A 13,864-nucleotide genomic window follows, 5' to 3' on the forward strand; every position below is an offset into this window, starting at 1 on the left:
CCCCGAAAACCCTTCAAGGGTGCGATCTTCCGGCCGCGCCTTTGACGATCACTCACAACATGTAGGGCGAGGCGAGCATCGAGATGAGCGAGCAGGCAAAGAAGATGATGAGAACGCTCACATCAAGGGCGACCGTACCGAGCTTGAGCGGCGGAATCACGGATCGCAGTGCCTTCACCGGCGGGTCGGTCAGTGTGTAGATCGCTTCACAGGCGATCAACACAAGGCCGCGCGGCGAAAAGGAACGCGCATAGGACTGGATCATCTCGATACCAATCCGCAAGAGCAGCAGGATCGAGAAAACGTACGCCGCGAGGTAAACGAGCGAGGCGAGAATCGCCATGCTCAGCTCTGGTTGTAGAAGGTGCCCTCGTCAGTGCGGGACTCGCCCTCAACCTCGATGAACTCAGGCGACAGGAGGAACACCTTGGTGGTCACGCGCTCGATCGTGCCGCGAAGACCAAACACGAGGCCAGCCGAGAAATCCACCATGCGCTTGGCATCGGCTTCGCTCATGTCAGAAAGATTAAGGATGACGGGAACGCCATCGCGGAACGACTCGCCAATGCTCTTGGCGTCGTTGTACGAGCGCGGGTGGATAGTCGTGATGCGCTGCATGCTCTCCGGAGCGGCCGGCGCGAGCGATACGCCATTCTGATGCGGGCGAAGCGGGGTCACGGTGGCCTCCTGAGCCTTGGGCTCCACGGTGCGCTCCGGGACACGCGCAACCTGCGCATCCTCGGCCGCGAAGCTCTGAGGGTCTTCGTAATGAGTATCGTATTGTTCTTCGGCGAATCCAGCCTTCGCCATCCAGTTGCGCAAAGCGCCCATCGAAATTCTCCCTATAAAGAAGCCGGTTGTTTGCCCCTGGGGAAGCACGGGAGTGCGGGGTCTTTTACGAAACTACCGCAGCGACCCTGGGCGCGACGGAATTTCCGCGCGTGTCGCGGGGTGCGCTACGCACCATTCTTCTGCCTCAGGGCTATGCCGCCAGATCACTCCGGCAAATCGCCCCGTGTGAGGATCGCGACGATACGAGAAAAGCTCCTCGGTTTCGAGGGTGCAGCGCTCGATCACCTCGATAGATTCATGTGCGAGGCCTGCGGCTCGAAGCTCGGCTACGGCACCGGCGGGAAGATCAAGTGCGGGGGTGCCCCACGACGTCCGCGAGGCCAGCGCCTCGTGTTCCGCGACCGATTCGGCAAACATCTGCTCGGGCACTTCATAGCACCGACCGCACACCGAAGGCCCGATGAGCGCGTGAATATTTTTCGGCGAGGCACCGAGGCTCGCCATCGCCTCAACGGTGGCACCGAGAACACCACCAAGAAGCCCGCGCCGGCCCGCATGAGCCGCCCCCATCACCCCGCTCGATTCCTCGGCGAGCACCACCGGGACGCAGTCGGCCACCATGATCGCAAGGGCGACGTCGGCCATCGGCGTCACGAGCGCATCCGCCACGCGCGCCCGCTCCCGCATCTCCCTCACATCGGCCTCAGTACGCACGATGGCGACATCCGCAGAATGTACCTGCTCGACAAAGACGAGAGGGGCGCCGAGCTTCCGCTCGAGAGCTTCACGACGCTTCTTGACCTCGCGAGGGTCATCTCCCACGTGAAGCGCAAGGTTCCCCTCGGCGACCCCCGTAAAAAGGGCGCGGGCCCCCGAAAAATCGAGGGCCCGCGCCGAAAGTTCGCTGCTCATGGTTCAGCGAAGGAACTGCGGGATATCGAGGTCGTCGTCCGGATTCGCCTCTTGCTTGATGGTGGGCACGTCAGGCACCTGAGGACGCTCGACCTGGACGGCACCCTCCGCCTCCGCCGGGTCTGGCTGCGAGACCGAGGGCTGCTCGGGCTGTGCCTGAGGCGAGCGCGCCGGGATGTATCCCTGGCCCTGCGCGGGTGCCGAAACCCATTCGCGGCTCGAGTGCTGCTGCTCACGCTGCGCGGGCTGCGCGCTCGAGGGCTGCGCCTGGGCCTGCTGCTTCTGCTGCGCGCCTTCCTCGCCACGCTCTGGCTTGGGATCGAAGCCCGCGGCAATGACGGTCACGCGCACCTCGTCACCAAGGGCGTCGTCAATCGCGGTACCAAAGATGATGTTCGCGCTCGGGTGCGCGGCTTCCTGGATCAGGCGTGCGGCATCCGAAACTTCGACGAGGCCGAGGTCGCTACCGCCCTGCACCGAAAGGAGAACACCGTAGGCACCATCGATTGACGCCTCGAGAAGCGGGCTCGAGACCGCGAGCTCAGCAGCCTGGAGGGCGCGGTCGTCGCCGCTCGCGGTACCGATGCCCATGAGGGCCGTACCGGCATCCTTCATGACGCTCTTGACGTCCGCGAAGTCGAGGTTGATGAGACCCGGGGTCGTGATGAGGTCGGTGATGCCCTGAACGCCCTGGAGGAGCACCTGATCGGCAAGCTTGAACGCATCGATCATGGAGACCTTGACGTCGGCAAGCTGGAGCAGCTTGTCGTTCGGAATCGTGATGAGCGTATCGACCTCGGCCTGGAGAGCATCGATGCCGGAATCAGCCTGGGTCGAGCGACGGCGCCCCTCGAACGTGAACGGACGGGTCACGACGCCGATGGTCAGCGCCCCGAGCGAGCGAGCAATCTTTGCCACAACAGGTGCGCCGCCCGTGCCGGTGCCGCCACCTTCGCCCGCGGTCACGAACACCATGTCCGCGCCTTCGAGGGCTTCGGAAATCTCGTCGGTGTGATCCTCAGCGGCCTTGCGGCCAACTTCCGGGTCGGCGCCCGCGCCGAGACCGCGAGTCAGCTCCTTGCCGACATCGAGTTTCACATCGGCATCAGACATGAGCAGTGCCTGGGCATCGGTGTTAATGGCAATGAACTCGACGCCCTTGAGCCCGGATTCGATCATCCGGTTCACGGCGTTGACGCCGCCGCCGCCGACACCGACGACCTTAATGACTGCGAGGTAGTTCTGCGATCCGTCCACGTGGATGTCCTTGCTTTCGTTGCTCCAGCTCCACCCCATCACACTGCCTAGTGCGCCTCCCGCGACCGGCGCGGATAGGACAGAAGAGACATGGGGAGTAAGCGCATTTATCTCGTACTCGACGCTATTGCCTCACAGGCGTCTAGGGCAACATTGTCGAGCGCGTGTCTTACACGAATGTCATTTTCTCGTCACAGCCTCCACGGAACGTGGGAACGACGCGCGTCACGACGCGCTTTCGGTGGCTCTAGCGAATCGTCGGTGCCTCGGGCGAGGACACGTCGATCACCGCGCCGGGCTGGTTGAGGAGTGCTTCGAGGACTCGGGCTTTCAGTTCGGAATCCTCGGGCCCGCCCCACACGACCGTGCGAGGACCGGCCTGCGTTGCGACCTCGAGCGTGACACTGGAGGGAGAATTCGCGGTCGCCTTCGTGAGTGCCGCGCGTAGATTCGGCGGGAGTACGCGCGCGATGTCGAGCAGCGCCGATTCCGTCGCCTCAACATTCGGTGTCGCGGGGTCAACGACCAGCCGGGGAAGACTCGCGGGGTTCGCGGCATTCGCGGGAAGTTTCGCTCCACTGCTATCGACAAGCGAAGTGCTACGACCCGACTCGAGCTGGGCGATCGCGGTGCGCTCAGTGATGACCACGCGGACGGTATTCGGCCAGTGACGAGTAGCCTTCGCGGCCTTCACCCCCTGCACGGCGGACAGGTCCTCCTCCAGCGCATTGAGGTCGGTGAAGGCGAGCGGCTGCCCTTCGCGCGCACTCGCCACCTGCTCGAGTGCGCTCACATCAACGTATGTTGCCCCCGCGACACGCACGTCAGAGACCTTGAGTTGCGGAAGGAAAGCGAGGGCGAGCACCGCAAGCGACAACAGCAACACGAAGGAACCGAGAATGAGGGGCAGCAAGCGTCGGTTTTTCTGCCAGGGCTTTTTCCGCACCCTGCTCGCGAACCTCTTTCCCGCGTGGACAACGGGGCTCTTTCCCGGCGATGCCGTTCGCGCTGTCGCGACGGAAGTCGCGGACGTTCGTGACCGGGCCACCTTCGCCTTCGTCGGTGCCTTTGCGGGCTTCGCCGTCTTTCCCTGCTTCGTGCGCTTCGTGTCGGTCGCACGCTCGGCGGGCTCCGGTGACGTTTCCGTCTTCTGGGGTGTGGCGGGGGAAGTACCGCCGGGTGGGAGAGGCTTCGTGTTCCGACGGTTGCCGAATACACGTTGCGGCTTCTTCCTTTCACCGCGCTTCGGCTGATCCGCTTGTGTGGTGCCGCTCTTACGGCTCTCGTCGACGTTCACCGCCGCCCTGGCTTCGGGGCGCCTTGGGCGCACGGGCCGTTGCGGGCGCTTCGGGGTGCTCATGCGCCGCTCGCTTCAAGGGCCTCGAGCACGCGCGGGCTCACATCCACGATGTCGCCTGCCCCCATCATGAGAATGACGCGGGCATCGCGAGCATGGGAAGCAAGGTAGTCCGGGAGGTCAGCCGCATCGAGAACTCGAGAGCCATCGATGAGGGTGGCGACATCCTCGCTACGAATGCTCGGGTCGAAGTCCTCGCGCGCAGGGTAGATCGGAAGGAGGATCGTCTCGTCGGCAGAGCTGAGCGCCTCGGCGAACTCTCGCGTGAACGCCTTCGTACGGGAGAAGAGATGCGGTTGGAAGACGGCGACGAGTTTCCCCTCCTCCGCGCGTTCACGTCCAGCTGCCAGAGCCGCCGCGACCTCGCGGGGATGATGGGCGTAGTCGTCGATCACGGCCGTCCCGCGAACTTCGCCCGCCACCTGGAAGCGGCGATCCGCACCCGCAAATTCCGCGAGCCCCGTCAGTACTCCCTCACGCGAGATGCCGAGGATATCGAGGGCGGCGAGCACACCGAGCGCGTTCAGCACATTGTGGCGGCCTGGAACGCGCAGCGAGAGGTTGAGGCGTTCCCCGCCTGGGGCCTCGATGTCCACGTGTGCACCGGCGGCGCTCGAGCGATCAGCGGTGATCCGCCACGTCGCTTCGGGATGTTCGCCGTACAGCACCACGCGGTGCCCCGCTGCCCGGGCGTCGCGCGCGAACGCGAGTGAACCGGGGTCGTCGGCGCACGCAACAAGGGTGCCGTTCGTCTCCGCAAGCCGCGCCGCGAATGCGGAAAGCACCGCGCGAAGATTCTCTTCAGTGCCGTGGAAGTCGAGATGGTCGGCCTCGAAGTTGGTGAGCACGAGAACCGAGGGGGCGAAGGCCACAAAGGAACCGTCGGACTCATCCGCTTCTACGACCGCGTACGTGCCCCCTCCCTGGCCCGCGTTCGCCCCCAGCTGGGGGACGGCAGCGCCAACGGCCCAAGCCGGCTCAGCGCCTGCCGCTCGCAAGGCGAGTGTGGCCATCGCACTCGTCGTGGTCTTTCCGTGCGTTCCGGCAACGGCAACGAGTGCCCGATTTTTCAGGAGGCCGGCGAGGCCCGCCGCTCGGTGAATCACCGGAATGTCCAGCTCATGTGCACGGCGTACCTCGGGGTTATCGGCGCGCACGGCCGTCGAGACGATCACGAGGTCGGTGCCATCCTCGATATTGGCGGCGTCAAAGCCAACGGTGATACGCGCACCGAGGTCACGAAGGGGCGGGAGGAAGCGCCCCTCTTGCGACTCTGATCCCGTGACGTCAAATCCCGCCTCGAGCGCGAGGCGCGCAACAGCGCTCATACCCGCGCCGCCAATGCGGATGACGTGGATTTTGCTCACGTGAGTCTTCGGCCAGGCGGCGTCGGTGACGACCGCACCCGGCCTCAGCATCGTGCGTATCTCCCCCGGGGAAAATGGCCGAAGATCGTCGAGAAGATCAGTGGTGGGCATCACTGGGCACCTTCCTTGGGGCGCTGCGTTGCAAGGGCCGGAATCGACGCCGCAATGCGGTCGGCGACCTTCTCGGCGGCATCGCGCTTACCGAGTGCGAGCGCCGCATGTTCCATGCGAGTGCGCACCTCGGTGTCGAGCATGCACTCGGCAACGGTTTCGATGAGAAGTTCGGGAGTGAGAAGGGCGTCCTTAATCATGCGCGCACCGCCTGCCTCGACCATATCGGCGCCGTTGAGCGCCTGCTCACCATTGCCGATGGGGAGGGGAACAAAAAGCGCGGGCAGCCCCACGGCTGCGACCTCGCACACCGTTCCGGCTCCCGAGCGCGTCACCGCGAAGTCCGCCGCGGCGTAGGCATCCTCCATCCCGTTCACGTACTCGACCTGCACGTAGTGCTTCCCGCTCACGGGAATCTTCTTGCCCTTACCCGTCACGTGGAGGATCTGCACCCCAAGCCCCTCGAGCGGCACAATCGCGGAGGTGAGTATTTCGTTGAGGCGTTGCGCTCCGAGCGAGCCTCCCGTCACGAGGAGGGTCGGCATATCGGGGTCAAGACCGAATGACTCGCGTGCCGCCGCACGGCGCGCTTCGCGATCGAGGTGGGCAATTTCCGGCCTCATGGGCATTCCCACCCATTCGGACTTCGAGAGCGGTCCCGACGTCCCACTCATATCGAACGCGGTCATGACGCGCGCGCCAAGCCTTGCGCCGAGCCTATTGGCCATACCGGGCCGCTTGTTCGCCTCGTGAATGAACAGGGGAATTCTCGCGTGCTTGCCCGCAATGTAGGCGGGCGGGCACACGTAGCCCCCGAATCCAGCGACAGCATCAACGTCTTCGTGGCGAATAAACCGGCGAACATCGCCAAGACCGCGCCCGAACTCGCGAGGGAAGCGCAGCGCGGCAGCGTTAGGTCGGCGAGGAAAAGGCACCTTGTCGATCGTGAGCAGCTCAAAGCCGGCGGCGGGCACGAGATCTGCCTCGAGGCCCACTTTCGTGCCGAGAGCCACGACTCTCACGCCTTCGTAACGCTCGGTGAGGGCACGCGCGACCGCGAGCATGGGAGACACGTGGCCAGCGCTTCCGGCTCCCGCCACGAGAACGGTCGCGTTGTTGCGCGCGTAGGTGCTGGCAGTGGAGGTCATGAGCGCGGTCCCTTCCTGGTCAGTTGTGCCGACGCCGGCTTCGCGACAACCGTTGCCGATTTCTTCGAGTAGCGAGCGTGGGCCCGTAGGGCCTCCTTCGCGCCGGGTTCCGACTTTGCGAAGGCGAGCAGCACGCCTAGGGCTAGCATCGAGGCGATGAGCGCTGATCCACCCGCCGACACGAAAGGCAAAGGCACGCCGAGAACGGGCAGGAGCCCCGTCACAACAGCCATGTTCACGAAGGCCTGGGCGAGAATCCATGACGTGATGCCCGCGATCGTGATCTGCACGAACGGGTCGCGAATACGGAACATCATGCGATAGAGAAAGATGGCGAGCAGTGTAAAGAGGAAAACGATCAGGAGGGTGCCAAAGAGGCCGAGTTCCTCGCCGATGATCGAGAAGATAAAGTCGTTGTCGGCCTCGGGGACGCGGCCCCACTTTTGGCGAGATTGCCCGATGCCCACGCCCCACCAGCCACCGGTCGCAAGAGCCATGAGGCCATTGTCGGCCTGGTAGCACGAGTCACCGGCACACTCACCGTGCAGCCAGTTGAGGGCGCGTGCCATGCGATTCGGGCTCGCGAGCACAAGAGCAAGCACGCCAAGGGCGGCGCCGCCACCCGCCACGAGAAACCACCGCTTTGGCACGCCGGCAACCCAAAACGCCCCCGCGGCAAGAATGCCGACCATCATCATCGTGCCGAGGTCACGCCCCAAAATAATGAGACCGAGCGCCGCTCCCGTCCCAACAAAAGCGGTGCAGAGAACTGGAAACTCACGCAGACGGTGACGATTTTTCGACAGAAAAGCACCCAGCCACACCGCGAGCGCGAGCTTGAGAAATTCCGATGGCTGGCCGCGGATGGGACCGACATGAATCCAGTTCCGGTTACCACCCTTACCGAGCCCGAGAGGGGTAAACACGAGACTCTGAAGGAGCAGTCCGAGAAGTAAGAGCGCTGAGGCTACGGCAATGTTCTTGTACCACCTCACCGGGGTGAGGGCTGCAGCGATGAGTAGAACGAGGCCGATGACCGCGAAAACACCCTGGGTCATGAACGACGCATAGGGCGAATGCCCCTTCGCGATATTGGTCACCGATGAGCTCGAGAGCACCATGACGAGACCGATCGTGATGAGGATCCCGCCGATGACGGCGATCGCATAAAAATCAAGAGCAGGTGACTGAAGCCAGCGGCCGAGTGTTGACTTCACTTCCCCGCCGACGTCACCGAGCGGGCGCTGCTCGCTCGGGCGCTGCTTCGCGCGCTCGTTCACGCGCCGCTCCCAAGGCTCCGCGCCGCTTCGGCGAAAAGGTTGCCGCGTTCGGCGTAATTGGCGAATTGGTCGATGCTCGCGGCGGCCGGGGCGAGCAGCACGATGTCGCTGTCGCTCGCGTACGAAGCCGCCGCTTCCACAGCCTTGTGCATGAGGCTACGTGTGTCTTCGCACTCGGCGGGGTCGATCCACACACGGGGAACGTTCGGCGCGTGATCGTCGAGCGCTGTCGTGAACGGTGCGGGGTCGAGCCCGATGAGCACGACGGCTTTGAGGCGCGCGGCTTGCGCGGCGACGAGGCCGTGAAGATCCGCGCCTTTGGCGTCTCCCCCGGCGATCCACACCACGGAGGGTGCGGCGCCGAGCGCTGCGGCAGCCGAATCGGGATTCGTGGCCTTCGAGTCATCAACAAAAGCCACGCCGTCTTTGACATGAACGATTTCGCTGCGGTGCTCCCCCGCACGGTAGGCGGCGAGCCCTTCGCGCACGTGAATCGGCTGTACCCCGAACGAGCGCGCGAGCGCAGCGGCAAAAAGCGCATTGAGAACAACGTGGGGCGGGGCGCCGTGCGGTCCAAGGTGAGCCAGCGTGTCGAGGTTCGCGATCTCTGCCGCCTGCGAGTGCCGATTCTCGCAAAAAGCGCGGTCGACAAGGAGATCCTCCACGATGCCGAACTCACTCGGGCCGGGAGCGGAGAGGCTCACACCGATCGCGCGGCAGCCCTCAACCACGTCGGCTTCTTCGAGGGCGTGAAGCGTGCGCTGGTCGGCCTTGTTGTACAGGCACGCGTGCTGGGTTCCCGCATACACCTTGGCCTTTGCCTCGGCGTAGGCATCCATTCCTCCGTGCCAGTCAAGGTGATCGGCGCCGATGTTGATGATCGCGCTCGAGTGCGCACCGAGATTCTCCGTCCAGTGCAACTGGAAACTCGAGAGCTCGAGAGCAATGGCCTCGAAGCCCTCCGGATCGAGCGCCGCTTCGATCAGGGGAAGTCCCACGTTGCCCGCAGCCACCGCACGCACACCGGCGTTCAGCAAAATCGACTCGAGCATCGTCACGACGGTCGTTTTCCCGTTCGTGCCCGTGACCGCGAGCCACTCAGGGCCATCAGCCTTTTGCATGCGGCGCGCGAGCTCGATCTCCGACCAGATTTCGATCCCCGCGTCCTTCGCAGCGGCGAGGAGGGGGTGGTCCGGCCGCCACCCGGGAGATGTGACAACGACGTCGAACGGGGAGCCGTCGGAATTTTCAGGAAGCGCGCGCGTGTGCTCTTCGCCGAGCAGGATCCGCGCACCGAGAGTCTCGAGAACCTTGGCGCGTTCAAGGTTTGATTCTGAACTCGAAGCGTCTACCGCGGTCACATGCGCGCCGCGCTGAAGTGTTTGGTCCACAATCGCGTACCCCGAAACCCCGAATCCCGTCACGAGGATGCGGGCGCCCGAAACGTCAAGGCCCGGGAAGGGACGCTCGGGAAGTCGCACAGAAGTTTCAGAAGAAGTCACGCGATGACACCTGGCAATAGGTCGAAAACGGATGGATTAGATGAAGCGCAAAGCATCGAGGTAGAACAGGCCGAGGCCGAGCGCCGCGAACATGCCCGCAATGATCCAGAAGCGCACGACGATCGTCACCTCATTCCACCCCTTGAGCTCGAAGTGGTGCTGGAGGGGAGCCATGCGGAACACGCGTTTGCGCGTGAGTTTGAAGCTCGTCACCTGGATGATGACCGAGAGCGAGATGATGACGAAGAGCCCTCCGATAATTCCGCCAACGAGCTGCGTGCGCGACAGGATTGTGAGGGCCGCAAGCACGCCACCGAGGGCAAGCGAGCCCGTGTCTCCCATGAAGATGCGCGCGGGCGAAGTGTTCCACCAAAGGAAGCCCACGCACGCGCCGAGGACCGCGGCAGCGACAATCGCAAGATCAAGCGGGTCCCTCGCGGCGTAGCACGAGCGGAGCTCTTCAACTCCGCACTGCTGGCGCCACTGCCAGAAGGAAATGAGCACGTAAGCGCCCGCGAAGATAATGGTCGCGCCGGAGGCAAGGCCGTCGAGGCCGTCCGTAAGGTTCACGCCGTTGGACCACGCGGCCACAAGGAAGTTCGCCCAAATCGCGAACAAAACGATGCCGAGGGCCGTGCCGGCAAAAGCGAGGTTGAGCCAGGGAATATCTCGCACAAACGAGATATGCATCGACGCGGGCGTGTGCCCCCAGCGGTCCGGGAATTGAAGCGCGAGCACGGCGAAGGCCGTACCGATGAGTCCCTGGCCCACGAGCTTCGCGCGGGGCGAAAGGCCGAGCGACTGTTTTTTCGCGATTTTCGCGTAGTCGTCCATGAAGCCGAGAACGCCAAGCCCCACCATGAGCAGAAGTGCGAGCATGCCCGAAGCCGAGGGGGCTCGAAGAATACTCAGGTGACCGACCGCGTACCCGAGGAGGGTCGCGAGGATGATCATGACGCCGCCCATCGTGGGGGTTCCGCGCTTCGTGGCGTGCGTTGTGGGGCCGTCGTCTCGCACGAACTGGCCATACTGCTTCTTCACGAGGAAGCGAATGTACAGCGGGGTAAGAGAGAACGAGAGCACCGCGGCCAAGGCCCCGGCGACCAAAATTCCGATCATTCCTTCTCTCCTCGGTTATCCGCCTTCGTGGACTCGGCTCCCCACGCACGCACGAGAGATTCGCCGAGCTTCGCGAGGCCCGCACCGTTGGACGACTTGAGCAAAAACGTGCTCTCGGGCCTCCTCAATGTTTCTAGCACAGCGGGAGCATCCTCGAGGCTTTCGACATACACGGCCCCCTCGTGTTCACCGCGGGTTTCGGTCACACCTTCGTAGATGTCCCGTGCTCCCTCACCGACCGTGACAACCACATCGATCCCGCTGCGGGCAGCATAGGCGCCTATATCGCGATGCGCTTTCGCGCTTTCGTCCCCGAGTTCGAGCATCTCGCCGAGCACGGCAATCGTGTGGCGCTCACGACCGAGAACCGCAAGCGCATTAAGCCCCGCGCGCATCGAATCAGGATTCGCGTTATACGCATCGTTGATGAGCGTCACTCCTTTTGGCAGCTCACTCACCTGCATGCGTCCCGGGGAACGCTGCTCGGCGGCGTTGAGGCCCGCGGCAATCTCCTCGAACCTCACGCCCACCGCGGAAGCAGCAGTGGCTGCCGCAAGCGCGTTTTTCACGTGGTGTTCTCCCGTGAGAGTAAGCGCGATAGGCAGCTCGCTGCCGCCCATGTAGAGCGTGAAGCTCGCACGCGCCAAGGCATCGAGCCGCACGTGATCGGCATAGGCCTCGGCCAAACTGTCGTTCAGGGAGAAATGCGCGAGATGCGCTCGCGTGCGAGTTCCCATCGCCTTCACTCGAGCGTCGTCGGCGTTGAGAACTGCCGTTCCGCTTTCCTCAAGCGCTTCCACGAGCTCCCCCTTGGCCCGCGCGATGTTCTCCACACCGCCGAACTCACCAACGTGGGCGGAGCCAACATTGAGAACGACAGACACATCCGGGCGCGCGATATCCGTGAGGTGGCTGATATGCCCGATACCCCTTGCTCCCATTTCAAGGACGAGAAAGCGCGTCGTCTCTGTCAGCTCAAGGACCGTGAGCGGAAGGCCTAGCTCATTATTGCGGCTGCCCACGGGGGCAATCGTTTCTCCTACGGGTGCAAGGATCGCGTGCAGCAGATCCTTCGTACTCGTTTTCCCGTTGGAGCCGGTCAACGCAATAACGATGGGCGGCTCAGCACTTGCGCGCGCGCTCTCAAGTTCGTGACGGGCGAGGATGTCGAGAGCAGCGAGCGGATCCTCGACCTGAATCGCGGGGAGGGCGAGGGCCTGATCCGTTTTCGTCACGAGCGCCGCGGCAGCACCGCCCTTTTCGGCCGCGCTCACGAAGTCGTGGCCGTCGACGTGCTCGCCCTCGAATGCCACGAAAAGATCACCTGAATCGATGACGCGCGAATCGACGCTCGCCTTTCCGTGCACACACTCCTCCCCCGTCGCGCCCCCAACGAGGCGGCCACCCACGAGGCGCGCGATTGCCCCTGTCGTCGTCTTACGCATCGTGCTCCTCCTTCATCGTCCTGGTGGCGTTCCTCTTCGCCCATGTACGAAGCGCATCGCGCGCGTGCACGCGATCATCAAAGTCGATCGTGCGATCTGCGAGCACCTGCCCGCTTTCCGCTCCCTTTCCCGCGATGAGCACAACGTCATTGATCTTGGCCTCACCGATGGCTCGTGCGATCGCCTCGGCTCGATCACCAACGTTCTCGACTCTCGCGCGAGAGCCCTCCGGGATTCCCGCAAGCACGTCCTGCCTAATCAACGCGGGCTCCTCATCGCGCGGGTTGTCGTCCGTCACGAACACGCGATCCGAAAGTCGCGCCGCGACTTCCCCCATAAGTGGCCGTTTCAGCGCATCGCGGTGCCCCCCAGCACCAAAAACTGTGACGATTTCCCCCACGTTCTCAAGGGTGTGGAGAGTCTCGAGGGCGTGCTCGAGCGCATCGGGCGTGTGCGAATAGTCCACGACGACACGCGGGCAAGCGTCGGACTGGCCGACCCTTTCCATGCGACCGGGCACCGTGCCCGCGGCCGCGAGCGCCGTGCGAACCTTCTCGCCCTCACAACCGAGCGCACGAAGCACAAGGGCAACCGCGAGAGTGTTGGCGACATAGTGGGTGCCGGGGAGTGCACTTTCGAGCGTGAACGGCGCACCTTCCGACGGCTGCACCGTAAACACCGTGCCATATTCACCGCGATTGATTTCTCCGACCGTGAAATCTGCTTCGTGCCCGTACGCCGAGTACGTGGTGACCGGTATCGTGGCCCGTTTGGCGAGCCGGCGCCCCCATTCGTCGTCAACGCACACGATGCCGCGCCTCGCATGCACGGGGGTGAAAAGCGATGCCTTTGCCTCGAAGTAGTCCTCCATGTCTTTGTGGAAGTCGAGGTGATCCTGGCTGAGATTAGTGAAAACCGCGACGTCAAACGAGACTCCCGCGACCCTGTGGAGAACCATGGCGTGACTCGAAACCTCGAGCGCAGCGGAAGTCATTCCTTCGTTCACCATGTGCCGCAAGAGCGCGTGCACGTCGGTGGCTTCGGGGGTTGTGCGCTCCGTGGGAATCTTTTCCTCGCGCCCGCCCGCCCACGCGAGGAAGGTGCCGTTCGTGCCAACAATGCCGGCATTCTCGCCAAGCTCCTGAAGCGTGCGCGCACACATCGTCGTCACGGAAGTCTTCCCGTTCGTGCCAGTCACGCCGACAAGCGGAATCTCGTGCGAAGGCTTCCCGTACACAAGATTCGCGGCAAAGCCCGCGAGCGCTCGAGGATCCTCGCAAAGCAGAAGCGCGCACTGAATTTCTGGGTGATCGGTACTCACGATCGAAGCTCCCGCTTCGTCCGTGAGAATCGCGCGGCAGCCCTGCGCGAGAGCCGCTCCAGCGTAACTCGCGCCGTGGGCGTTCTCGCCCTGGACCGCAACGAAAAGGGCCTTCTCCCCCGCCTTGCGGGAATCGATCGTGACGCTCGAAATCGGCACGCTCTCACCGCGCAACTCGAGCGCTCCCGACCCCGGGGCGCCCTCGAGTTGGCGAGCGAGGTCTCCCAGCATGAGATTGGTGCGAGCACTCACG

General features: G+C 63.9%; 12 protein-coding genes. All 12 read right to left on the reverse strand.

The window, feature by feature from the left end:
• Positions 1-52: 52 nt before the first annotated feature.
• A complete protein-coding gene (locus tag D8M36_RS09055) occupies positions 53-343 on the reverse strand; it encodes a YggT family protein (RefSeq protein WP_126848378.1) in 291 nt (96 codons plus the stop codon).
• Positions 344-345: 2 nt separating this feature from the next.
• Entirely contained in the window at positions 346-831 is a 486-nt protein-coding gene (locus tag D8M36_RS09060; RefSeq protein WP_065248194.1) for a cell division protein SepF, read from the reverse strand.
• A 72-nt stretch (positions 832-903) separates the two neighbouring features.
• Positions 904-1,704 (reverse strand): peptidoglycan editing factor PgeF, encoded by an 801-nt coding sequence (gene pgeF / locus D8M36_RS09065; RefSeq protein WP_126848380.1) that lies wholly within the window; start codon positions 1,702-1,704, stop codon positions 904-906.
• A 3-nt stretch (positions 1,705-1,707) separates the two neighbouring features.
• On the reverse strand, positions 1,708-2,961 hold the full coding sequence (ftsZ, locus tag D8M36_RS09070) for a cell division protein FtsZ (protein ID WP_126848381.1): 1,254 nt from the start codon (positions 2,959-2,961) through the stop codon (positions 1,708-1,710).
• A gap of 247 nt (positions 2,962-3,208) precedes the next feature.
• On the reverse strand, positions 3,209-4,321 hold the full coding sequence (locus D8M36_RS09075; protein ID WP_126848383.1) for a cell division protein FtsQ/DivIB: 1,113 nt from the start codon (positions 4,319-4,321) through the stop codon (positions 3,209-3,211).
• Positions 4,318-5,796: a UDP-N-acetylmuramate--L-alanine ligase gene (gene murC, locus D8M36_RS09080; protein WP_238638438.1), complete on the reverse strand. Its 1,479-nt coding sequence runs from the start codon at positions 5,794-5,796 to the stop codon at positions 4,318-4,320. The genes D8M36_RS09075 and murC overlap by 4 nt, the downstream gene beginning before the upstream one ends.
• A complete protein-coding gene (gene murG, locus D8M36_RS09085; RefSeq protein ID WP_126848387.1) occupies positions 5,796-6,944 on the reverse strand; it encodes an undecaprenyldiphospho-muramoylpentapeptide beta-N-acetylglucosaminyltransferase in 1,149 nt (382 codons plus the stop codon). The genes murC and murG overlap by 1 nt, the downstream gene beginning before the upstream one ends.
• Entirely contained in the window at positions 6,941-8,224 is a 1,284-nt protein-coding gene (locus tag D8M36_RS09090; RefSeq protein ID WP_126848389.1) for an FtsW/RodA/SpoVE family cell cycle protein, read from the reverse strand. Before D8M36_RS09090 ends, murG begins: the two co-directional genes overlap by 4 nt.
• The gene (gene murD / locus D8M36_RS09095; RefSeq protein WP_126848391.1) at positions 8,221-9,726 is read right to left on the reverse strand and encodes a UDP-N-acetylmuramoyl-L-alanine--D-glutamate ligase; all 1,506 of its coding nucleotides are present in this window, start codon (positions 9,724-9,726) and stop codon (positions 8,221-8,223) included. Before murD ends, D8M36_RS09090 begins: the two co-directional genes overlap by 4 nt.
• 36 nt (positions 9,727-9,762) lie before the next feature.
• Entirely contained in the window at positions 9,763-10,845 is a 1,083-nt protein-coding gene (gene mraY, locus D8M36_RS09100) for a phospho-N-acetylmuramoyl-pentapeptide-transferase (RefSeq protein WP_126848393.1), read from the reverse strand.
• Positions 10,842-12,290, reverse strand: coding sequence for a UDP-N-acetylmuramoyl-tripeptide--D-alanyl-D-alanine ligase (locus D8M36_RS09105; RefSeq protein WP_126848395.1), 1,449 nt, complete (start codon positions 12,288-12,290; stop codon positions 10,842-10,844). The genes mraY and D8M36_RS09105 overlap by 4 nt, the downstream gene beginning before the upstream one ends.
• Entirely contained in the window at positions 12,283-13,863 is a 1,581-nt protein-coding gene (locus D8M36_RS09110; RefSeq protein ID WP_161970246.1) for a UDP-N-acetylmuramoyl-L-alanyl-D-glutamate--2,6-diaminopimelate ligase, read from the reverse strand. Before D8M36_RS09110 ends, D8M36_RS09105 begins: the two co-directional genes overlap by 8 nt.
• Position 13,864 lies beyond the last annotated feature (1 nt).

This window comes from Dermabacter sp. HSID17554 (genome assembly GCF_003989295.1).
In the GTDB taxonomy this organism is placed as follows: domain Bacteria; phylum Actinomycetota; class Actinomycetes; order Actinomycetales; family Dermabacteraceae; genus Dermabacter; species Dermabacter vaginalis.